At 60.6% G+C, this 21428-nt stretch carries 17 protein-coding genes and 3 pseudogenes; 10 read left to right on the forward strand and 10 right to left on the reverse strand.

Annotation, left to right across the window (positions count from 1 at the left end; all coding sequences use genetic code 11):
• The 5 genes from tssF (at position 1) to ACJ8IJ_RS03045 (ending at position 9173) form a co-directional block, all read left to right on the forward strand.
• Positions 1–1887 carry a type VI secretion system baseplate subunit TssF gene (gene tssF, locus ACJ8IJ_RS03025; RefSeq protein ID WP_004934987.1) on the forward strand — a complete coding sequence of 629 codons (1887 nt, stop codon included), beginning with the start codon at positions 1–3 and terminating at the stop codon, positions 1885–1887.
• Positions 1884–2954, forward strand: a complete 1071-nt coding sequence (gene tssG / locus ACJ8IJ_RS03030) for a type VI secretion system baseplate subunit TssG (RefSeq protein ID WP_442518247.1) — start codon at positions 1884–1886, stop codon at positions 2952–2954. Before tssF ends, tssG begins: the two co-directional genes overlap by 4 nt.
• A gap of 56 nt (positions 2955–3010) precedes the next feature.
• Positions 3011–5668 (forward strand): type VI secretion system ATPase TssH, encoded by a 2658-nt coding sequence (gene tssH, locus ACJ8IJ_RS03035; RefSeq protein ID WP_342577190.1) that lies wholly within the window; start codon positions 3011–3013, stop codon positions 5666–5668.
• Between the two features lie 49 nt (positions 5669–5717).
• Positions 5718–7163 (forward strand): serine/threonine protein kinase, encoded by a 1446-nt coding sequence (locus ACJ8IJ_RS03040; protein ID WP_004934996.1) that lies wholly within the window; start codon positions 5718–5720, stop codon positions 7161–7163.
• Positions 7164–7244: 81 nt separating this feature from the next.
• Positions 7245–9173, forward strand: coding sequence for a type VI secretion system Vgr family protein (locus ACJ8IJ_RS03045; protein ID WP_131164830.1), 1929 nt, complete (start codon positions 7245–7247; stop codon positions 9171–9173).
• A gap of 188 nt (positions 9174–9361) precedes the next feature.
• Here ACJ8IJ_RS03045 and sbmC read toward each other — a convergent pair whose 3' ends face one another.
• Together sbmC and kynA are read right to left on the reverse strand one after the other, a co-directional pair.
• Complete coding sequence (sbmC, locus tag ACJ8IJ_RS03050) at positions 9362–9829, reverse strand: DNA gyrase inhibitor SbmC (protein WP_015378297.1); 468 nt, start codon at positions 9827–9829, stop codon at positions 9362–9364.
• A 22-nt stretch (positions 9830–9851) separates the two neighbouring features.
• Entirely contained in the window at positions 9852–10694 is an 843-nt protein-coding gene (gene kynA / locus ACJ8IJ_RS03055; protein WP_004935005.1) for a tryptophan 2,3-dioxygenase, read from the reverse strand.
• A gap of 296 nt (positions 10695–10990) precedes the next feature.
• On the opposite strand from kynA, the gene ACJ8IJ_RS03060 reads away from it, so the two are divergent.
• From ACJ8IJ_RS03060 to ACJ8IJ_RS03075, 4 genes are all read left to right on the forward strand, one after another.
• The gene (locus ACJ8IJ_RS03060; protein WP_154871137.1) at positions 10991–12028 is read left to right on the forward strand and encodes a LacI family DNA-binding transcriptional regulator; all 1038 of its coding nucleotides are present in this window, start codon (positions 10991–10993) and stop codon (positions 12026–12028) included.
• A 210-nt stretch (positions 12029–12238) separates the two neighbouring features.
• Positions 12239–13534, forward strand: coding sequence for an MFS transporter (locus tag ACJ8IJ_RS03065; protein ID WP_171454276.1), 1296 nt, complete (start codon positions 12239–12241; stop codon positions 13532–13534).
• Between the two features lie 21 nt (positions 13535–13555).
• Complete coding sequence (locus ACJ8IJ_RS03070) at positions 13556–14320, forward strand: SDR family NAD(P)-dependent oxidoreductase (RefSeq protein WP_021505753.1); 765 nt, start codon at positions 13556–13558, stop codon at positions 14318–14320.
• Positions 14321–14369: 49 nt separating this feature from the next.
• Positions 14370–14786, forward strand: coding sequence for an RbsD/FucU domain-containing protein (locus tag ACJ8IJ_RS03075; protein WP_019453017.1), 417 nt, complete (start codon positions 14370–14372; stop codon positions 14784–14786).
• A 52-nt stretch (positions 14787–14838) separates the two neighbouring features.
• Here ACJ8IJ_RS03075 and ACJ8IJ_RS03080 read toward each other — a convergent pair whose 3' ends face one another.
• The 6 genes and pseudogenes from ACJ8IJ_RS03080 to ACJ8IJ_RS03105 form a co-directional block, all read right to left on the reverse strand.
• Positions 14839–16188, reverse strand: coding sequence for a colicin-like pore-forming protein (locus ACJ8IJ_RS03080; RefSeq protein WP_004935030.1), 1350 nt, complete (start codon positions 16186–16188; stop codon positions 14839–14841).
• 381 nt (positions 16189–16569) lie between these two features.
• Complete coding sequence (umuC, locus tag ACJ8IJ_RS03085) at positions 16570–17922, reverse strand: translesion error-prone DNA polymerase V subunit UmuC (RefSeq protein WP_442518248.1); 1353 nt, start codon at positions 17920–17922, stop codon at positions 16570–16572.
• 2 nt (positions 17923–17924) lie between these two features.
• Complete coding sequence (gene umuD, locus ACJ8IJ_RS03090) at positions 17925–18359, reverse strand: translesion error-prone DNA polymerase V autoproteolytic subunit (RefSeq protein ID WP_442518249.1); 435 nt, start codon at positions 18357–18359, stop codon at positions 17925–17927.
• Positions 18360–18547: 188 nt separating this feature from the next.
• Positions 18548–18628, reverse strand: a pseudogene (locus ACJ8IJ_RS03095) (SOS response-associated peptidase family protein); the annotation flags it as partial.
• A gap of 325 nt (positions 18629–18953) precedes the next feature.
• Complete coding sequence (locus ACJ8IJ_RS03100) at positions 18954–19325, reverse strand: hypothetical protein (protein ID WP_157798850.1); 372 nt, start codon at positions 19323–19325, stop codon at positions 18954–18956.
• 75 nt (positions 19326–19400) lie between these two features.
• Positions 19401–19781: pseudogene (locus ACJ8IJ_RS03105) on the reverse strand (resolvase); the annotation flags it as partial.
• Between the two features lie 114 nt (positions 19782–19895).
• Here ACJ8IJ_RS03105 and ACJ8IJ_RS03110 point away from each other — a divergent pair.
• Positions 19896–20018: a hypothetical protein gene (locus tag ACJ8IJ_RS03110; RefSeq protein WP_276324914.1), complete on the forward strand. Its 123-nt coding sequence runs from the start codon at positions 19896–19898 to the stop codon at positions 20016–20018.
• Here the strand turns inward: ACJ8IJ_RS03110 and ACJ8IJ_RS03115 are convergent.
• Together ACJ8IJ_RS03115 and ACJ8IJ_RS03120 are read right to left on the reverse strand one after the other, a co-directional pair.
• A pseudogene (locus ACJ8IJ_RS03115) lies at positions 20000–20179 on the reverse strand (DNA polymerase V); the annotation flags it as partial. The gene ACJ8IJ_RS03110 and the pseudogene ACJ8IJ_RS03115 sit on opposite strands and share 19 nt — an antisense overlap.
• A gap of 247 nt (positions 20180–20426) precedes the next feature.
• On the reverse strand, positions 20427–21386 hold the full coding sequence (locus ACJ8IJ_RS03120) for a LysR substrate-binding domain-containing protein (RefSeq protein ID WP_100245524.1): 960 nt from the start codon (positions 21384–21386) through the stop codon (positions 20427–20429).
• Positions 21387–21428 lie beyond the last annotated feature (42 nt).

The raw sequence follows: 21428 nt of genomic DNA on the forward strand, positions 1-21428 counted from the left end.
ATGGACAGTAAACTGTTAGATTATTACAACCGCGAGCTGGCCTATCTGCGTGAGATGGGCGCCGAGTTCGCCGAACAGTACCCGAAGGTCGCGGGCCGCCTCGGCATGCGCGGCATCGACGTGGCGGACCCTTATATCGAGCGCCTGATGGAAGGCTTTGCCTTCCTCACCTCGCGCGTGCAGTTGAAAATGGACGCCGAGTTCCCGCGCTTTTCTCAGCGCTTGCTGGAGATCATCTACCCCAACTACCTGTCGCCGACGCCGTCGATGGCGATCGCCGAGCTGCAGCCGGACAGCAGCAAGGGCGATATCAGCAACGGCTTCGTGGTGCCGCGCGGCACCATGATGGACAGCCAGACGCTGAAGAAAAGCGGCATCACCTGCAGTTACACCACGGCGCATGACGTCACGCTGCAGCCGGTGCGCATCGCCGGCGTCGAGCTGGGCGGCATTCCGGCCGATATCCCGCTGGCCTCGCTGGGGCTGCAGCACAGCGGCTGCGTCAGCGCGCTGCGCATTCGTCTTGAGTGCTACGAAAGCGTGACGCTCAACAACCTGCAGCTGGATCAATTGATGTTTTACCTGGCCGGGCCGGACATGCAGGCGCAGCAGCTGCTGGAGTTGCTGATGCAGCACAGCGTCGGGCTTGTCTGCCAAACGGTGGAGGCTCAGCCGCAGCGGCGGGCGCTGGCGTTGGACGGGCTGCGACAGGAGGGCTTCGCCGCCGATCAGGCGCTGCTGCCCAACGATCTGCGCAACTTCGAAGGCTACCGGCTGCTGCAAGAATATTTCGCCTTCCCGGCGCGCTTCCAGTTCTTCAGCGTCAACGGCCTGCGTCCGCTGCTGCAGAGCGTGCGCGAAGGGAAAAAGGGGCTGCGCCAGTTCGAGATCGTGGTGCTGCTGGATCGGCACGACGCCGCGCTGGAACGGGTGGTTGACGTTGCTCACCTGGCGCTGCACTGCACGCCGGTGATCAACCTGTTTCCGAAAGTGGCCGAACGCATCGCGATCAACGAAAAGAACCACGAATACCATCTGGTGGTCGACAATATCCGGCCGCTGGATTACGAAGTGTTTTCGGTGCAGCGGCTCGGCGGCAGCGCCAGCGAAAAACGCTACGAGCAAGAGTTTCGGCCGTTTTACAGCACCCTGAGCGCGGACGACGGCAACTATGGCGCCTACTTTTCGCTGCGGCGCGAACAGCGCACGCTGTCGGAGCACGCCCGCCGCTACGGCACCCGCACCGGCTACGCCGGTTCGGAAGTGTTCGTGTCGCTGGTGGACGAACGGCAATCGCCGTGGCACAGCGATCTGAAATACCTCACCGCCGACGTGCTGTGCACCAGCCGCGATCTGCCGTTGATGCTGTTGCAACAGGATCAGGGCAATTTCGTGATGCCCGATTCGATCCCGATCAAGCAGGTCTCGCTGCGCAAAGGCCCCACCCCGCCGCGCCCGGCGCTGGCCGAAGGGATGATCACCTGGCGGCTGATCAGCCAGCTGCAGCTGAACTACCTCAGCATGATGGACGGCGATCCGGAACAGGGCGCCGCCAGCCTGCGCCAGCTGCTGGGGCTGTACGGCAACCTGAGCGAACCGGCGATCGCCAAGCAGATCCAGGGCGTGCGCCACTGCAACCTGCGGCCGGTCTATCGGCGTGTACCGGAGCCCGGCCCCATCGTATTCGCGCGCGGCATCGCCATCGATCTGACGGTCGATGAGCAGGCGTTCTCCGGCAACAGCCCTTACCTGCTCGGCAGCGTGCTGGAGCGTCTGTTCTCGCGCCTGGTGGCGATGAACACCTTCACCGAAATGACGCTCTCCAGCCAGCAGCGCGGCGAAATCGCCCACTGGCAGGCGCGCATGGGCAAAAGGACGCTGATATGAGCGCGGAAATGATCGCCACCGAACTGGCGCCGCCGCAGATCAACTCGCTGTATCGCCTGCCGGACGACTTCTGGCCGCGGCTGCGCAGCGCGCCTTACCAGCACGATCTGTTTCAGCTGCTGCGGCGCATCGACGCCCAGGGCGGCCAGCCCTACCTGCTGGGGCGCGCGCCGCTGCCGCGCCACGAGATGCTGCGCCTGGGCCAGGAGCCGTCGCTGTCGTTCGCGCCCTCCACGCTGGCGCAGGTGACGCCGCGCGCCAACGGCCCGCTGCACGACGTTTCGATCTTCAGTTTCGGCCTGTTCGGCCCCAACGGGCCGCTGCCGCTGCACCTGACCGAATACGTGCGCGAACGGGTATACCACCATCAGGACACTACCCTGCTGGCGTTCACCAACCTGTTCCATCACCGCCTGACGCTGCTGTTTTACCGCGCCTGGGCCGACGCGCAGCCGACGGTATCGCTGGATCGCCCGGACAACCGGCGCTTCGACGAGTACCTGTCGAGCCTGATCGGCATCGGCCAGCCGGCGCAGCAGGAACGCGACAGCATCAACGCCCACGCCAAGCATTTTATGGCCGGTCATCTGATTCGCCACAGCCGCGATCCGGAAGGCCTGAGCAAGATTTTACAGCAGTATTTCAAGGTGCCGGTGCGCATCGTCGAAAACGTGCCGCACTGGCTGCGGGTGGAGCCGCGCGAGCAGGCGCGGCTCAAGGCCGGCCGCGGCGCGCCGCGGCTCGGCGAGTCGGCCTTTCTCGGCATCGCGGTGCGCGATATCCAGCACAAGTTCCGCATCGAGCTGGGGCCGATGCCGCAGCAGGACTATGACCGTTTCTTGCCGGGCGCCGATCTGTGCCGGCAACTGCGCGACTGGGTGCGCCAATATCTGGGCATCGAGTTCGTCTGGGAAGTCCGCCTGATCCTGGCGAAGGAACAGGCGCACGGCATCCAGCTCGGCGGCGCGCAGCGATTGGGCCTGAGCAGTTGGCTGGCCGACCATCGGCGACAGCGCGATCTCGACGATCTGATCTTCAGTCCTGAACCGCTGGAAAACCCGTTCTGACCCTATTTCGGCCGGCGCCCTGCGGCGCCAGGCCACCCTGAGACCTGAGGAAAACCATGTCTGAAATCAGCCGCTCGGTATTATTTGGCAAACTGGATAGCCTGTTATTCACCTCTCTGGAAAGTGCGACGGCGTTTTGCAAGCTGCGCGGTAACCCCTACGTCGAACTGGCGCACTGGCTGCATCAGCTGATGCAATCGCCGGACGGCGATCTGCAGCAGATCGTCCGCCACTTCGCGTTGGACGAGGCGCAGCTGGCGCGCGACATCGTCGAGGCGCTCGATCGCCTGCCGCGCGGCGCCAGCGCCATCTCCGATCTGTCCGAGCACATCGACAGCGCGGTAGAACGCGCCTGGGTCTATGGCTCATTGAAATTCGGCGCGGCGCGCATCCGCGGCGGCCACCTGCTGCTCGGCATTCTGAAAACCTACAGCCTGCGCCATCTGCTGAAGGCCATTTCCCCGCAGTTCGAGCGCATCAACGCCGATCTGTTGATGGAGCAGTTCGCCGCCATTACCGCTCACTCGGCGGAAAACGCCCAGGATGCGCCGGCGGAAAGCCGCGCCGAGAACGCATCCGGCGCGGCGCGCAGCGGTGAAAGCGTGCTGGCGCAGTATGCCCAGGATCTGACCGCCCGAGCGCGCGACGGAGAGATCGACCCGGTGGCCGGCCGCGATGAAGAGATCCGGCAAATCATCGATATCCTGATGCGCCGCCGCCAGAACAACCCGCTGCTGACCGGCGAGGCCGGCGTCGGCAAAACCGCGGTGGTGGAGGGCCTGGCGCTGCGCATCGTGGCCGGCGACGTGCCGCCGCAGCTGCGCGACGTGAAACTGTGCCTGCTGGACATCGGCATGCTGCAGGCCGGCGCCGGCGTTAAGGGCGAGTTTGAAAAACGGCTGCAGGCGGTGATCGACGAAGTGCAGTCCAGCCCGACGCCGATCATCCTGTTTATCGACGAAATTCACACCCTGATCGGCGCCGGCGGCGCCCAGGGCACCGGCGACGCCGCCAACCTGCTGAAACCGGCGCTGGCGCGCGGCCAACTGCGCACCATTGGCGCCACCACCTGGTCGGAATACAAGAAATACATCGAGAAAGACCCGGCGCTCACCCGCCGTTTCCAGGTGGTGCAGGTGCACGAACCGAGCGAAGACAAGGCGCTGCTGATGCTGCGCAGCACCGTCAGCCCGCTGGAGCAACACCACCGCGTGCTGCTGCTGGATGAAGCGGTGGACGCCGCGGTGCGGCTGTCCCATCGCTATATTCCGGCCCGCCAGCTGCCGGACAAGGCGGTGGCGCTGCTGGATACCGCCTGCGCGCGCGTGGCGGTCAGCCAACACGCCGAGCCCGCCCAGGTTGAAGACTGCCGCCATCGCATCGATGCGCTGCAGATCGAATTGGATATCGCCCGCCGCGAGGCCAAGGTCGGCATCGGCGATCCCCTGCGCCCGCAGGAGATTGAAGCTCAGCTGACCGCGCTGCGCCTTGAGCTCGAACAGCTGACCGATCGCTGGCAGCAAGAGCTGGCGCTGATCCAAGAGATCATCACGCTGCGCGCCCAGCTGCACCGGCAGGAAGCGGAAGAACCTGCCGGCGAAGAGACGGAGGCGGGCCCTGACGCCGACGCGCTGCGCGCCCAACTGGGCGAGCTGCAGCAGCAGCTGAGCACGCTGCAGGGCGAAGCGCCGCTGATCTTCGCCGCCGTCGACGCCAACATCGTGGCGGCGGTGGTGGCCGACTGGACCGGCATCCCGCTGGGCCGCATGGTGAAAAACGAGATTGAAGCGGTGCTGCAACTCTCCGATACCCTGAACCAGCGCGTGATCGGCCAACGCCATGCGCTGGATCTGATCGCCCGCCGGGTGCGCACCTCACGGGCGCGGCTGGACGATCCGAACAAACCGGTCGGGGTATTCCTGCTGGCCGGGCCCTCCGGCGTCGGCAAAACCGAAACCGCGCTGGCGCTGGCGGAAACCCTGTACGGCGGCGAGCAGAACGTCATCACCATCAACATGAGCGAATTCCAGGAGTCGCACACCGTTTCGACGCTGAAAGGCGCGCCCCCGGGCTATGTCGGCTACGGCGAAGGCGGCGTGCTGACCGAGGCGGTGCGCCGCCGCCCATACAGCGTGGTGCTGTTGGACGAGATCGAAAAGGCGCACCCGGACGTCCATGAAATCTTCTTCCAGGTGTTCGACAAGGGCTGGATGGAGGACGGCGAAGGCCGTCATATCGATTTCCGCAACACCATCATCATCCTGACCTCCAACGTCGGCACCGATCTGATCGCCGGGTTGTGCAGCGATCCGGAGCTGCTGCCGGAGCCGGAGGCGCTGAGCGGCGCGCTGCGCCAACCGCTGCTGTCGGTGTTCCCGGCCGCCTTGCTTGGCCGTCTGCTGGTGGTGCCGTATTACCCGCTGACCGACGCCACGCTGGGCAACATCGTGCGCCTGCAGTTGGGCCGCATTCAGCGCCGCCTGGCGGAGAATCACGACATCGTCTGCACCTTCGACGACGCGGTCATCGAGCAGATCGTCAGCCGCTGTACCGAGGTGGAGTCCGGCGGCCGCATGGTTGACGCCATCCTGACCAACACCCTGCTGCCGCAGATCAGCCACACCCTGCTGACCGGCAGCGCCAACGACCAGCGCTATCGCCAGCTGCATATCGCGCTGCAGAACCACGAATTCATTTGTCAATTTCAGGCATAACGCCGCGGCCGCCGAGACGGCGGCCCTTTGAACACAGAGAGTCATCACTATGTCGGGAACCGGGATAACCAAACCGAATTCGAACAGCCTGCCGAGCGGCTATCGATTCAACGAATTCGAGATCCAGGAAGCGATCGGCGAAGGCGGCTTCGGCATCGTCTACCGCGCCTACGATCACCAACTGGAACGCACCATCGCCATCAAGGAGTACATGCCGACCTCGCTGGCGAAACGCAACGACGATCTCAGTATCGGGCTGCGCGGCGAGCGCTTCGGCAAAACTTTCCAGGCCGGGCTGAACAGCTTTATTCAGGAGGCGCGTCTGCTGGCGCGCTTCTCGCACCCCGGCCTGCTGCACGTGTTGCGCTTCTGGGAAGAGAACGGCACCGCCTATATGGGCACCCAGTTTTACAGCGGCACCACGCTGAAAAACCTGCAGGCACAGCAGCCGGAGAAAATCGACGAGGCGTGGATCCGTCGGCTGCTGCCGCCGCTGTTCAGCGCCATCAACACCATCCATCAGGAAGGCTATCTGCACCGCGACATTTCGCTGGATAACATCCAGATCCAGGAGAGCCAGCTGCCGGTGTTGCTGGACTTTGGATCGGCGCGCAAAGAGATCGGCAACCTGTCGGACGAAACGGAGATCATGCTCAAACCGGGCTTCGCGCCGATCGAGCAGTACACCGAGAACAGCGACGGCGAACAGGGGCCGTGGACCGATATCTACGCGCTGGGCGCCGTGCTGCACACGCTGATCGTCGGTTCGCCGCCGCCGGTCAGCGTGGTGCGCAGCATCGAAGACAGCTACCAGCCGCTGGCCGAGCGCCGCCCCGCCGGCTACTCGCCGGAGCTGTTGCGCACCGTCGATCGCGCGCTGGCGCTGAAGCCGGAAGACCGCCCGCAGACCATCGATGAAATGGCCGAGCTGTTGCATCTGCCGATCGCCGATGAAAACGAAATCATCAGCACCCCGGCCGCCGCGCCGGAGAACTTGCTGGTCGCCGCCAACCCGGCCGCCGCTGCGGCCGCCGCCGGCGCCGTTACCGCGCGCGGCACCCAATTCTCACGCCCGATGATGGCCGGCGCCGGCGTCGCCGCGTTGCTGGTGATCGGCGCCGTCGCCTGGCTGAGCGGCGGCAAGGATGATGCCCAGGCCGTCGCCCAAAACACCGTGGCGTCACCGGCGCAGAAAACCCTGACGGAGCAGCCGAGCGCGCCGCAAACCGCGCAGCCTGCAGCGGCGGAACCTGAAAAAGCGGCGCCACCACCGCAGCCGGTGGCGCTGGTGTACTTCAAACTGCAGCCGGGTGAGCAGGTCAGCCTCGACGGCAAACCGCAGCAGGTGACGCCGGGCGAAAACGGCTTCGCCAGCCTGAACCTGGCGCCGGGCCGTTATCAGTTGGAGATCCGCCACAACGATCGGCTGCGTCGCCAACAGCTCAGCATCGACACCGCCGGCACCTGGCTGGTCAATCCGGCCACCGCCGGCTGATGCCGGATTTGAAGCCCGCCGTGGCGGGTTTCTCCCTATTTCATGAGACTGACGCATGCGTCAATCACAGAGGACGTTCTCATGTTGGATCGCATTATTGCGCACACGCCGCTGGGCCAGGAGCAACTGCTGTTCCGCTCGCTGGACGGTATCGAAGCGCTTTCCACTCCTTTCGACTTCTCTATTGAATTGCTGAGCACCGACGCGCGGCTCGATCGCAAAGCGCTGCTCGGCCAACCGCTGACGCTGGAGATCCCGACCCAGGGCTTTCTCAGCGCCCCGCGCTACCTGAACGGCAAGATCACCGCCATCGCCGTCAGCAGCGAAGAGATCGGCGGCACGCGCTACGCGGTGTATAACCTGCACGTGCAGCCGGATCTGTGGCCGATGACCAAAGACCGCAACTTCCGCATCTTCCAGGAACAGACGGTTCCGCAGATCGTCAAGACCCTGCTGGCGGAGCACAACGTGCAGCTGGAAGATCAGCTGACCGGCGACTATCGCCTGTGGGGCTACTGCGTGCAGTACAACGAAAGCAGCTTCAACTTCATCAGCCGCCTGATGGAGCTGGAGGGCATCTATTACTATTTCAAACACGAGATGGGCAAACACACGCTGGTGCTCGGGGATGCGCCCCACCACCACCAGCCTTATCCCGGCTACGAGATGATCCCCTACCACCTGACGCCGTCCGGCGGCAGCACCAGCGAGGAAGGCATCAGCCAGTGGACATTGTCCGATCGCGTCACGCCGGGCATCTACAGCCTGGACGACTACGATTTTCGCAAACCGAACGCCTGGCTGTTCCAGGCGCGGCAAAACCCGGTCTCCCCCACGCCGGGGCAGATCGACGTTTACGACTGGCCAGGCCGCTACACCGAGCATCAGCAGGGCGAGTTCTACGCCCGCGTGCGCCAGGAAGCCTGGCAGGCCGAGCATCAGCAGATCCGCGGTACCGCCACTGCGTTGGGCATCGCCCCCGGCAGCACCTTTACGTTGTATAACGCCCCGCATGCCGACGACAATCGCGAATATCTGACGCTGCAGGCCAGCTACCATCTGAAAGAGAATCGCTACGCCAGCGGCGACGATCAGAGCAGCGAACACCGCATCGACTTCACCGTGCTGCCGGCGGACGTGCCCTGGCACCCGCCGCAGCAGGCCAGCTGGCCGAAAACCCACGGGCCGCAGACCGCCCGGGTAGTCGGCCCGGCCGGCGAATCGATTTGGACCGACAAATACGGCCGTATCAAGGTGAAGTTCCACTGGGATCGCTTCGGGCCGAAAGACGACGGCAGTTCCTGCTGGGTGCGCGTCTCCAGCGCCTGGGCCGGCCAAGGCTACGGCGGCGTGCAGATCCCGCGCGTCAACGACGAAGTGGTGGTGGACTTTATCAACGGCGATCCGGATCGGCCGATCGTCACCGGGCGCGTCTATAACGAAGCCAGCATGCCGCCGTGGGCGCTGCCGGCCGCCGCAACCCAGATGGGCTTTATGAGCCGCACCAAGGACGGCACCGCCGACAACGCCAACGCCCTGCGTTTCGAAGACAAGGCCGGCGCCGAACAGGTGTGGATCCAGGCGGAGCGCAACATGGACACCCAGGTGAAAAACGATGAAAGCCACACCATCGCTAACGACCACACGCATCTGGTGGGCGGTAACCAGATCAAACGGGTGGTGCTCAATCAGGCGACCGGTGTCAAAGGTGAATCCTCCGCGCTGACCGGCAAAACGCGCAGCGACGCCGTGGTCAATGCCTTTACCCTCGGCTCCGGCGAATCGCTGCGGCTCGAGTGCGGCGAAAGCGTGATCGAACTGCTGGCGGACGGCCAAATCAACATCACCGGCACCAGTTTCAATATCACGGTGAAAGAGGATGGCGCGATCAACACCGGCGGCCAGCTGGATCTCAACCAGCCCGGCGGCGCCGCACGCACCGCCGCACCAGGCGGCGGCCATCAGGCGGCGATCCAGAGCGCCGTCGATCAGCTGTTCCCTAAAGAGTAGGTAATTGGTACGCCGGGAAAGCCGGTTAACGCCGCCCCTCGGGCGGCAGTACCGGCAAAAACGCCGTCCGCTCTAACCCCTTTTGGCAAGGAGATGAATAGGCTGGCGGCAAAATCACCGACGTTAAGCCAACACAACGGGCTGAATCTGTACCGCCCATCGATTCAGCCCTCTTTATCATTTCCCCCTCACCACTTCTTCACCGTCTGGTAAATCTCGAGGTCGAAATAGCCGTCGGCTTCGCAGTCGTTGAGATAGTGTTCATAGCTCACCCCCTCAACCGGCTGATAGCCGCTGGCCGGCAGCAGCTTCTGGTAAAACTCGCCCCATACCCGCTCGAAATCGCCATCGCTGATGCGCACGTGGTAGACCGCATACTGCCCGGCGGGCAGCGTCTGCACGGTGACGCCCTCGCTGCCCGCCGGCAGCGCGAAATCGTCCGCCACGCTCATCACCACGTCGGCGCGCAGCTTTTCCGGCGCCACTTCCGCCGGATCGTCCCAATACAGCACCAGCCATTTGCCGAACGGCACGTCGTGGCGCTGCCGCCATGCCAACAGTTGCTGCGAGCCCTGCGGGATGGTCTGCGGATACGGCCCCACGACTCTTACCCCCACCACCTTCTCCGCCGCCTTATCGATAATCCTCACGCTCATCGCCCTTCCCCCTCACAATGTCTCAGGCACCGATTTCGGTACGCACGTCCAGCAACTCGGGGAAAAAGGTCAGATCCAACGCCTTTTTCAGGAAGCTGACGCCGCTGGAGCCGCCGGTGCCCGACTTAAAGCCGATGATCCGCTCCACCGTTTTCATATGGCGGAAGCGCCACAGATGGAAACTCTCTTCGATATCCACCAGCTTCTCCGCCATTTCATAGGCTTCCCAGTAGGTTTGCGGGTTGTCGTAGATCACTTTAAACGCCGGCAGCAGATCCGGGTTGCGCTGGTAGGGCTGCGTCCAGTCGCGCTCGAGACACTCCTGCGGGATCGGCAAGCCGTGGCGCGCCAGGTACAGCAAGTATTCGTCGTACAGGCTCGGCGCTTCGAGGATCGCCTTCAGCGCGGCGTGCCTTTCCGCGTCGTTGCTGAACACCGCCAGCATGGCGGCGTTCTTGTTGCCGAGCAGGAATTCGATCGACCGGTACTGGTGCGACTGGAAGCCCGACGAACTGCCCAACACATCGCGAAACTCGACGTATTCCGACGGCGTCAGCGTTTCCAGCACCGCCCACTGCTCGAACAGCAGACGCTGGATCTGTTTGACGCGCGCGAGGATTTTAAAACAGTGGCTGAGTTTGTCCTGCTGCACCAGCCGCAGCGCCGCCTGCAGCTCGTGCAACATCAGTTTCATCCACAGTTCGGAGGTTTGGTGCTGTATCACGAACAGCATTTCATCATGATGCGGCGGGTTGGAGAGCGGGTGCTGGCAGTCCAGCAGTTGGTCCAGGCACAGGTAGTCGCCATAGCTCATGCGTTTGGAAAAATCGGTGACAATCGCGCTTTCTAATTCCCGTTTGTTCATCTGTGATCTCCGTTGCGCCCAGCGCCCCATCGGCCTGGAACGTGCCGCAAAGAGAAAACAATAGTACAGAACCCGCCGCCCCGAAGGGCGATAAACGAGAGATGCTTCGCAGATCTCACTCATCTGCGTTAACACAGTGCCCCCGCCCCCGCTGTTGTTTAGTAAACAACACGGCTGCCGCCTGACGACTCTCACAAATGCGCGATCCCATGCACGCGGCGCCCCGGTTGCAGCTTGCCTGCGGCCGGCTTCCCTTATAGATTGCAGGCTAACGGCAGGCAGCAAGGTAGCGGCAAATGGCAAATATTCGTGATGTGGCGCGGTTGGCCGGCGTGTCCATCAGCAGCGTGTCGAACCTGCTGAATAATCGCAGTCACCAGATGAGCGCGCAGACCCGTGAGCGCATCGAACGGGCGATGGCGACCCTGGGCTACCGGCCGGCTCAATCGGCGGCGGCACCCGCGCCGCAGGCGAAAATCATCGGCCTGCTGCTGCCGTCGATCGTTAACCCGAGCTTTTCGGCGCTGGCGCATGCGGTCGACGGCGCGGCGCGGGCTCACCGCTACCGGGTCTTGCTCGGCAACGCCTACCGCCAGGAGCAGGAGGAGGCCGCGTTTATCGACGATATGTTTCTGCATGGCGTGCGCGGCATCATCGTGGCGGCGAGCGACATTCGCCAGACCCATTTTGTTCGGGCCGCCGAGCGAGGCATGAAGATTGTCAGCTACGACAGCCCGTTTGCCGAGCAGATGGCCACCGATAGCCGGCTGTTCGACAGCGTGTCGATGGACAATATCGCCGCCGGGCGCCTGGCCGCACAGCACCTGCTCGAACGCGGCTGCCGACACATCGTGTTCGCCACCGAAGCGACGCTGACCGTCGGGCGCAGCCACAAGATCGACGGTTTTCTGAGCGCCCTGGGGCACAGCCTGAGCGAACGCCAACGGGTGATCGAAGGCAAGGCCACCAGCGCCTACGGCGACACGGAAATGTTCGAATTGGGGCTGACGCTGGCGCTGCGCGTTCTCACGCTGGCGCCGCGCCCGGACGGCATCGTGGCGATTAACGATGCGTTGGGCATCGGGCTGATGGTGGGCCTGCGCGCCGCCGGCGTCCAGGTGCCCGCAGACATCTCGCTGATCGGCATCGACAATATCGCGCTGGCCGGCCTGGCCGAACCGGGGCTGACGTCCGTGCGGCCGCCGCTGGCGGAGATGGCGCAGCTGATGGTCGAACGCCTGATCGGCCGCATCAACAATGATTCGCAACCGCCCGGCGAGTTTCTCTTCCCACCGACGGTCATCAGCCGGCGCTCGGTCAAAACCGCCGGTTAATACGGTAAAAACGACTTTCCCAGACGATGCGCAGTCGGCATCGTCCGGATCGTCACAGCTAAAAGCAGAAAAAATAGAATCGTCGCAATAAATAAACGGCGCGACGCTTTTATGTACGCAACGTCGTTATTCAGCTCTCCGCTCATTGCTTTGGGCCGGACCGCTATTATTCCGATTAACCACATGGGAAAAACCATGATGAAAAAAATAATGCCAAAGGATATTGAACGCAGCGCCATCAGGAAATTGACGCTGCATATCGTCCCCCTCATGATTTTATTGTATTTCCTGGCCTTTCTCGACCGTAACAATATGGCCTACGCCGCCAAAGCGCTGGAAGATAATTTGGGATTGACCGCCTCGGCCTTCGGCTTCGCCTCCGGAATTTTCTTTATCGGCTATTTCCTGTTTGAAATACCCAGCAACGCCGGCACCATAAAATTCGGCCCGCGCATCTGGTTCGCCAGAATATTAATTTCCTGGGGCATCTTCGCGACCCTGCTCGGTTTTGTGCGCACGCCGCTGGAGCTGTATATTTGCCGTTTTATGCTGGGCGTGTGCGAAGCCGGTTTCTTTCCCTCGGTGGTGTATTACTTCACGGTGTTCTTCCCGGAAAAGTACCGCACTAAAATTCTCGGCATGTTCATCATCGTCCAACCGCTGTCCAACGCGGTCGGCTCGCCGATTTCCGGCTTTATTCTCAATATTCAGCATGACTGGTTCGGGTTCGCCCCCTGGCAGCTGCTGTTCATCCTCGAAGGGCTGCCGCCGATCGTCATCGGCCTGTTGATCCCGTTCCTGATCAAGAACTCGCCCAAGGATGTCGGCTATCTGAACGTGGAGGAAAAAGCCTGGCTGATGAGCAACGCCGGCCGCTCCAAATCCGGCTCTAAAATCACGCTGAGCGACTTCCTGAAAGGGATTAAAAACAAGAAATACCTGCTCTACGCGCTGCTCAACTTCGGCATGGTGTGCGGCATTTACGGCTTCGGCACCTGGCTGCCGTCGATCATCAGCGCCATTTCCGGCGGCGATATCTTCCGCGTCAGCCTGCTGGCGCTCATTCCCTACGGCCTGGCCGCGCTGCTGGTCTATCCGTGGAGTCTGTGGGCCAGCAAAACCAAAAAACTCGGCGTGTTCGCCGGCCTCAGCATGGTGATCGCCGCCATCGGCCTGATGGGCGCGGTGACATTTTTTAAATACGACCCGTTCGTCGCACTGTCATTCCTGTGCATCGCCGCCATCGGCATCTATACCGCCGTGCCGCCGTTCCTATCCATGCCCGCCAACATTTCCACCGGCGCGGCCGCAGCAGCCGGGCTGGCGGTGGTGAGCTGCATCGGCAATATCGGCGGTTTCGTCGCTCCCTATGCGGTGGGCGTGCTGAACGATCTGACCGGCAGCAGCGCGCCGGGGCTGTTTTTCCTGGCTTCGTGCCTGCTGGCCACCGGGTTGATCTGCATTTTCTACTGCGCCAAACAGCGTGAAGGCGTCATCAATTCTTAACGAACCAATAAGGAGTCAATCATGGGCGATCTTGCGGGCAAAAAGGTCTTTATCACCGGGGCGGAACAGGGCATCGGCCGCGCCACCGCGGAGCGGCTGATCAAGGCCGGTTGCGACATCTATTTTCACTATCACAGCGACGAAAGCGGCCCCAAAGCGCTGGTGGCGCTGGCCCATTCATTGGGGCAAAAGGCCGCCTACGGCTACGCCGATCTCATCGATACCGACGAAACGCTGCGCTGCGTCTCGGCCGGCGCCGAGTTGCTCGGCGGCATCGATATCCTGATCAATAACGTCGGCGGCATCGTCGGGCGCAAATGGCTGGGCGAGATCGACCGCGCCTTCTGGCAAACCGTGATCGACGTGAACATGACCACCATGCTGAACGTCACCCAGAGCGCGCTGCCGCACCTGAAAGCGGCGCCGGACGGCGCCAGCATCGTTAACCTGGCCTCACAGGCGGGCCGCGCCGGCGGGCACGCCGGCTCGCTGGTCTATTCCGCCACCAAGGGCGCGGTACTCACCTGGACGCGCTCGCTGGCGGCGGAGCTCGGCGAGCACGGCATCCGGGTGAATGCGGTGGCGCCCGGCCTGATCCTCGGCACCCGTTTCCACAATCGCCACACCACCCAGGCATCGGCGGAGGAAACCGTTCGCGCCATCCCGCTGGGCCGCGCAGGCACACCGGACGACGTGGCGCGCGCCATCGCCTTCCTGGCGGCGGAATACGACGGCTTCATCTCCGGCGCGACTCTCGACATCAACGGCGGCATCTACCGCATGTAATTCAGCTGCGGGCGGCGCGCTTGCCGCCCGCCCATTCAGGAATCGCTTTATGATCAAATCCGCCATCACTCACCCGCCGCTGCTCGCCGCACTGGCGCAATGCGGGCATAAAACCCAGGTGTTGATTGCCGACGGCAACTACGCCTGCGTGACCCACGCGCCGAAAGACGCCACCGTGGTCTATCTGAACCTGGCGCCCGGCACGCTCGCCGCCCCGCCGATCCTGGAAAAACTGCTGGCCTGCATCAACGTGGAAAGCGCGGCGCTGATGGCCTGCCCGCCGGACTTCACCAACACCATCGAAGCCGAATACCGGCAGCTGCTGCCGGCACATTGCCCGGTCGAACACCTGCCGCGCGAGGCGTTTTACGCCGCGGTCAAATCGGATCGAACGCTGCTGGTGATCGCCTCCGGCGAACAGCGCCGTTTCGCCAATCTGCTGCTGACGGTGGCGCCGGTGGTGTGAAAGAGGTAGAGGGTGTGAGGGGTAAAATGAGGGGGCCAGCCCCCTCATGCCGTTACAGGTCAGCGACCCACTTCTCCAGCTCCCCCGCACGTTCCGCATCGATATAGCTGGTGGCCCAGCCAAACAGGTAAGCGAAGGCGAAAATGCCCACCGTCGACGACACCAGCGTCGGCGCGAAAAACGCTGCGATAGCGGAGAGCGTATACCCTGCGCCGATCGACAACCCGAGCGCTTCGAGCTGGTTGCGGAACGCTTTCCAGTTGCCGGTTGAGAAACCTTCAATCGCGGCGTTTACCAGATCCGCGCCCTTGATCGCCCAATCCACCCCGGTGAAGACCTTGCCCAATACCCGCGCATTGCGGGCATACTGTTCCGCATCGATCATTTTCAGCCAGGCGACAATCGCCGCTTTGTCCTGCGCCTTGAGTTTTTTGTTCAGGCCCTTCGTCAATTGCTCGTAGGTTTTCTCCGCATCTTGCACGTTGCGGATATATTTCCCTTGAATTCCCGCCTCCAAATCCTTGGCGAGTTTGGCGTATTTCGCGCCGATCTTTTCCGCGATATCTTTATTGATACCTGCGGCCAGGCTGACGCCATCCTTGATGGCTTTTAATTCCGCATTTTGATATTCGACGAATTCCTTAACGATCGTTTTTACCGAGCCGGGCGATTTTACCGGTTTGCCGTTGGCATATTTCACCTCCATGGCATTCAGGTTATCCCCTCTCACCACGGCGATAAACGCGGGCCGGTTCTTATTGGCCTTATAGTAGAGGTTGTAGGTCGCCACTCCGTCTTGCTTTTCCACCTTCAAATGATGAAAACCGTAGTAACTCCCGGTCGTGCGGGTCGTCGAGAATTCGCCGGTTTTGCCGTTGCCATGCCAGCCGCTGACGGGCCGATCGCGATGCGAGTCTGTCACGAAACTGCCTAACGAAGAGGCGCCGATCTGCCCGGCATTCAGGCCATTGTTGCCGCCTTTGCCAGGGGTTGAGGGCTTGCGCGCATGGCCGGTTTCGATATCCCCGATCGCCACTGTCACCCCCTTGGCGTTGACCCCCATCACCAGCCCCCCCAGGCCAATGTGCTTCGCCTGATCGGCCGTCAAACCGGTGGCGGAAAGGCTCAGCGTGCCGGATGGGCTGACGCTTTCAATATGCAATTTCGCATCCGGGTTAATTCTGCGCGCCGCCTTAATCACCGCCTCCAGCTTCATGCGCAGCGCCGGATCGTTTTGGATCGCCGCTATCTGTTGCTGTTCCGGGCTGTTGCCAACGCCGGCGCCGCCGCGATCGCGATCGCCGGAATGGCCTTTATCGCCGCCCCCCGGCTCAGGGCCCGTACCACGTTCAGAACTCCAGTTAGTCCCATCTCCTTTACCACCATAATTAAATCCAGGCATATGCTTTCATCCTTATTTCGTTTTATTTTTAAGATGCCGATATTCTCGTTTAACGCGGATTGACACGCGCATTATCCCTATCGGCAAACCGTTTTTAGCTGCCCGTCATTTATAAAAAACTGCAGAAATAAGGACAACGGATGGCGGCTGTCTGGTCGGTGAAACAATCAACGAGCCAACGCTTGCGTGCCTTTTGCAATACAGGCGTTAGAGACTGAAATATCCAAGGAACCTATGTAATCAGATGGCGCAAAACGGTGAATGGCGAATAATAAAGAGAGGCCATACGCGCCCTGCCGCCAGGCAGCCAGCGACGCATCCGGGTTTTGAACTCGGGGGGTGGACGCGGTGAAGATCGTCGGCGCACAGATCGTGCCATGCTTATCCTGCCTTATTATCGCCTATTCCCTTAGGTCTCGACGGATTGGGCTGCACAGCAGCCCGTGGGGCATCACGCGGCTCCCGCTCCCCCAGCCGCACCAGCGGGATATCCGCCAGCCGGGTGGTGTAAGCCGGCGACAGCATTTCGCGCTTCATTTGCCACGGTTTGACGATCCCCTGCCCGGCGAACCATACGCGCCCGCGCCCTTCCTGATTCAGGCGATCGAGGGTCGCCATCAGCCGCTCGCTGTTGCGGCGCGGCGGGCAGTCGTCGAACAGGTCGATCTGCGCCATGGCGGCGGCGCTGAAATCCCCCAACATCACGCCGCCCTTCAGATAACGCCGCCCCTCCTGCCAGATGCTCTCCAGCGCGCGCACCGCCATGGCGATGATGTCGCGGCTGTCGTTGCTCGGGGTTTGCAGCCGGGCGGTGCCCATATTGCTGTAATAGCCTTCGCCCGCCGAATGCGGGCTGGTTTTGATAAACACCGACACGTTGCGGCAATAGCGCTTTTCCTGCCGCAGCTTTTCGGCGGCGCGTTCGGCGTAGCTGCAGATCGCCTCGCGCATGTGCGGGTAATGCGTCAAACGCTGGCCGAACGAGCGGGAACAGATGATCTGCTCTTTCGCCGCCGCCTCATCTTCCCACCGCAGGCACGATTCGCCGCGCAGTTCACGTATCGTGCGCTCCAGCACTACGCTGAAGGTTTTACGCGCCAGCCGGGTATCGCAATCCGCCAGTTGCAGCGCGGTATGGATCCCCATCGCCTGCAGCTGGCGTGTCAGGCGGCGCCCCACGCCCCACACCTCTTCCACCGGGATCAACGCCAGCAGCTTGCGCTGGCGCACCGGATCGGATAAATCCACCACGCCGCCGGTGCCGCGCCATTTCTTGGCCGCGAAGTTGGCCAGTTTGGCCAGTGTCTTGCTCGGCGCAATGCCGACCCCGACCGTCAAATGCAGCTCGCGCCGGATGCGATCGCGCACCCGCCGGCCGAACGGTTCCAGCGCCTCGCAGCGCGCCACGCCGTCCAGCCGCAGAAAGGCTTCGTCCAGCGAATAAATCTCCACCGCCGGCGCCATCTCCTCCAGCGTGTCCATCACCCGGCGGGACATATCGGCGTACAGCGCGTAGTTGGAGGAAAACACCGCGACGTTGCGGCGGCGCATCTCCTCTTTGATTTTGAAATAAGGCGCGCCCATCGGCACGCCCAACGCTTTCGCCTCGGCGCTGCGGGCGATCACACAGCCGTCGTTGTTGGACAGCACGATCACCGGCCGCCCCCGCAGATCGGGCCGAAAGATGGTTTCGCAGGAGGCATAGAAGCTGTTGACGTCTACCAGGGCAAACATGGTTACAGCGCCGCGTAGACGATAAAGGTCACCACGCCGAAGATCTCCAGCTGCGCCTCGTCGTTGAACACGATTGGCGCATAGGCGGGGTTCATCGGCAACAGCCGCACGTCGGGGTAGCGCTGCAGTTTTTTGACGGTGAATTCACCGTCCACGGCGGCGATCACAATATTGCCGTGTTCCGGCGTCAGGGCACTGTCGACAATCAGCAGATCGCCGTCCTGAATATTGCCGTCGATCATCGACTCGCCGCTGGCGCGCACGAAGTAGGTGGCGTTGGGATGCCGCACCAGCAGCTTGCCGATATCCAGCCGGCTCTCGACATAGTCCTGCGCCGGGGAAGGAAAGCCGCAGGCCACGCGATCGGCAAACAGCGGTAACGTCAGAGACTCACCTGGTGAAAAAGCATACGACCTTGAATTGCTCAGCATAATCATAACCAAACTGTATATTTATACAGTAAAGCATAAACAAAACGCGAACGCGCGCAACCCCAAATTCCCCTGCGGATCGCGCTTTGCCGCGTAATATAATAATTTTCTGAGTGATTTTTCCTGCAGATTTTGGCGTTCTTCACGTGTGTTTGCACACATGATACCCACCAAAACTGTGGATAATTCGGCACTCAGACCGTTGGCGTATCGATGGGCAGGATGAGTGAGGGATTGTCATTGCGAACGGCGCCGACGGCGGGCGATACCGGACGCGCGGCCGTCGGTCTCTGCTGCGTACAGCGCCGCAAAAAACAGCAGCAGGCCTTGCCTCAGCAAGATCCCACGGGAGGAACGGCGGACGGCCTTACAAAATGACGCCAATAAAATTGCGACTGGCAATGGCATCGATGGGACGGCCAGAGACGAAAGTCAGTACGTTATGCCAGGAGCTTGGGATCACCCGACAAACGCTGTACCGCCACATTTCCCCTGATGGTCCACTGCGAGCTGACGGTATAAAGCTGCTCAACCGGGGATAATTTTAGCGGACGGAAAAATCTGGGGTTCCGGCGTAGAACCCCGAATAAGGAATAATCCTTAATTCATTTCAGGATTATTAATTCCATCTAAAACCTCTCGGCAATATTCTTTTTTATAGGCTTCATCATTACTTAATGACTTAACCAAAAAATCAGCATTTTTCCAACCATTATCCCAATGCGTATCGAATCCTGACTGTTCATACTTTAATGTTCTAGTTAATGAGTCTTTTATTTGTTTTTTATACTTATCAATCTTCTCATTGGTTGCCCCACAAACATCATGTGCAACACGAGCATTTGAGCCAGAAAAACCTATTGCTGAAATTGCCATCGCTTCATTTGATTTGTCGAAATCATTCGCATATGCCACAGCATTAGATAAAGTGAATATGACAAGAGCAGGTATGGTTTTTTTGTATGAAATCATCTTTCACCTCTCACTCATTGATTGTTCATGGGGTCAGCTTGGATATCGAAAATTATTGTACATTAAGGCTGCTTTTTAATCAGTCTCAACTTCTTTATAGAAGGCCTGAATGCGACAAACTTGGGAAGTACTGTAGCCTGTCGCGTCTGCTGTTTCTCGGATGCTCAGTTTCTTAATCTGTCGGTAGTACAGGACTTTCTGATGTCGTTCCTGATCTGCCTGCTTTCCCCGGTATCTACCCAACGTATGCGCCCGTTCAATTCCCTGCTTTTGCCGTTGGCGGCGACTCAACCAGTCCTTATGTAACATCGCGGCCATCAGGTCGATTAGCATGTTATTGATGGCGGTTATTACTGCACGGGTGAGCGGGTCCGCCTGTGAAGGATCTTTCTCTGACAACGCCTGCCATGAGGTAGGGACATCCAGACTGACAATCCGTAACTCATGCTGCTCAACCAGCAAAATATCAGTTACCGTTTGGGGGCGGCATACTTCCGCATCAGTCTCCAGCAAAGCGCCGATGAGGACAGGCTCCAACCCCAGCGTCTATTCCTTTGCCCGGATACGGCCGTGATTCATCTGGATCTGCACCGGCAGTCCGGCATCATACGCGGCCTGATACCCGCCGGCGACCTGCAGCGCGTCACCTTCCAGCTTTATGATCGTTCCGTCCGCGCGCCACGCACGAAATAAGTGGCATTAGGATGCCGCACCAACAACTTGCCAATGTCCAGCCGGCTCTCGACATAGTTCTGTGCGGGAGAAGGGAAACCGCAGGCCACGCGATCGGCAAACAGCGGTAACGCCAGAGACTCACCTGGTGAAAAAGCATACAACCTTGAATTGCTCAGCATAATCACAACCAAACTGTATATCCATACAGTAATGCATAAACAAAACGCGAACGCGCGCAACCCCAAATCCCCCTGCGGATCGCGCTTTGCCGCGTAATATAATAATTTTCTGAGCGATTTTTTTTTACGCCTGCTAACGGTTTCACTCTGCCTTGCGCACACGTTATCCACTAAAACTGTGGATAACCTGGTGGGGCCGCAAACGATTCACTCAAACAGCCCGCCGCCGCCCCATTGATGCAGCGTGTTAACGATGGGGGGAACAGGCCCCTTCTTCTGACAAGCAGAGATGCTGCGAGACTTCCCTGACTTGCGCCAACAGCCATTGCAATGTCGATTCCTGACTACAACGCTGGTGCCATAACATTTCCACGTTAACGCTAGGGGGATTAGCCAGGGGCAACTTGCTATATTTCAGGCCGTAATCCCGGCTCCAAACGGCGGCTTGACATGTCGGCACGCTCGCCAATACAGGCGTGCTTTGCAGAATTAACGGTAAAGCCGCAAAGTTGGTCGTAGTATAGAGCGCGGTACGCTTTAGCCCATATTCGCCCAATTGATGATTAATAACGCAAGCGTTAATGCCGCGGTAAGGAATTAGCAGATGCTCTTGTGCAACATAATCCGCCAACGATAATACGTCAGGCAGATCTAATTGATCCGGATGCCACAGGGTGCGAAAACTCATATTGATTAGAGACTCACGCTGGAGCCAGCGCGGGCCATGAGGAGCAACCGTCAAAGCTAAATCAATATGGTCGCTTTCCAGCATCTCTTCCGTCTGAGAAGGCGCAATTCTTATCACATTCAACGCGACTCGCGGCGCTCGTTGCTTTATTAAAGCCAACAGAGAGGGCATTAGCCACATTTCAACCCAATCGGCCATGCCCAAACGGAATATGTGCTTGTCGTGGCTTGGGCTGAAAACAGGCTGCTGGAATAAAGCTTGCTGCATTTCCACCATCAGGGGAGCCAGTGCTTGCACAAGTGCCTCTGCGCGCGGCGTAGGTTCCATTCCTTGCGCGGTTCGGACAAAGAGTTGATCGTTGAACATTTCGCGCAGCCGGGCCAATATCCCGCTCACCGCAGGCTGCCCCAAGTGTAATTTTTCAGCAGCCCGTGAAACACTGCGCTCACGGAATAACACCATTAGCACCTTAATCAGGTTCAAATCGAAGCGGTTAAAATCATTTTCTCTGATAGCCATAATCATTTAATTCAATTTGAATGATGTTCCATCGTTCCAAGA

Source organism: Serratia sp. CY40230, assembly GCF_052168835.1.
In the GTDB taxonomy this organism is placed as follows: Bacteria; Pseudomonadota; Gammaproteobacteria; order Enterobacterales; family Enterobacteriaceae; genus Serratia; species Serratia nematodiphila.

What these genes read in the sequence shown, in the direction of transcription:
- ACJ8IJ_RS03075 (WP_019453017.1), top strand. Translation starts at nt 14,370, where the DNA reads ATGATCAAATCCGCCATCACTCACCCGCCGCTGCTCGCCGCACTGGCG.
- umuD (WP_442518249.1), bottom strand. Translation starts at nt 18,359, where the DNA reads ATGATTATGCTGAGCAATTCAAGGTCGTATGCTTTTTCACCAGGTGAG.
- ACJ8IJ_RS03120 (WP_100245524.1), bottom strand. Translation starts at nt 21,386, where the DNA reads ATGGCTATCAGAGAAAATGATTTTAACCGCTTCGATTTGAACCTGATT.
- ACJ8IJ_RS03040 (WP_004934996.1), top strand. Translation starts at nt 5,718, where the DNA reads ATGTCGGGAACCGGGATAACCAAACCGAATTCGAACAGCCTGCCGAGC.
- sbmC (WP_015378297.1), bottom strand. Translation starts at nt 9,829, where the DNA reads ATGAGCGTGAGGATTATCGATAAGGCGGCGGAGAAGGTGGTGGGGGTA.
- ACJ8IJ_RS03080 (WP_004935030.1), bottom strand. Translation starts at nt 16,188, where the DNA reads ATGCCTGGATTTAATTATGGTGGTAAAGGAGATGGGACTAACTGGAGT.
- ACJ8IJ_RS03100 (WP_157798850.1), bottom strand. Translation starts at nt 19,325, where the DNA reads ATGATTTCATACAAAAAAACCATACCTGCTCTTGTCATATTCACTTTA.
- tssF (WP_004934987.1), top strand. Translation starts at nt 1, where the DNA reads ATGGACAGTAAACTGTTAGATTATTACAACCGCGAGCTGGCCTATCTG.
- ACJ8IJ_RS03065 (WP_171454276.1), top strand. Translation starts at nt 12,239, where the DNA reads ATGCCAAAGGATATTGAACGCAGCGCCATCAGGAAATTGACGCTGCAT.
- tssG (WP_442518247.1), top strand. Translation starts at nt 1,884, where the DNA reads ATGAGCGCGGAAATGATCGCCACCGAACTGGCGCCGCCGCAGATCAAC.
- umuC (WP_442518248.1), bottom strand. Translation starts at nt 17,922, where the DNA reads ATGTTTGCCCTGGTAGACGTCAACAGCTTCTATGCCTCCTGCGAAACC.
- ACJ8IJ_RS03060 (WP_154871137.1), top strand. Translation starts at nt 10,991, where the DNA reads ATGGCAAATATTCGTGATGTGGCGCGGTTGGCCGGCGTGTCCATCAGC.
- tssH (WP_342577190.1), top strand. Translation starts at nt 3,011, where the DNA reads ATGTCTGAAATCAGCCGCTCGGTATTATTTGGCAAACTGGATAGCCTG.
- kynA (WP_004935005.1), bottom strand. Translation starts at nt 10,694, where the DNA reads ATGAACAAACGGGAATTAGAAAGCGCGATTGTCACCGATTTTTCCAAA.
- ACJ8IJ_RS03045 (WP_131164830.1), top strand. Translation starts at nt 7,245, where the DNA reads ATGTTGGATCGCATTATTGCGCACACGCCGCTGGGCCAGGAGCAACTG.
- ACJ8IJ_RS03070 (WP_021505753.1), top strand. Translation starts at nt 13,556, where the DNA reads ATGGGCGATCTTGCGGGCAAAAAGGTCTTTATCACCGGGGCGGAACAG.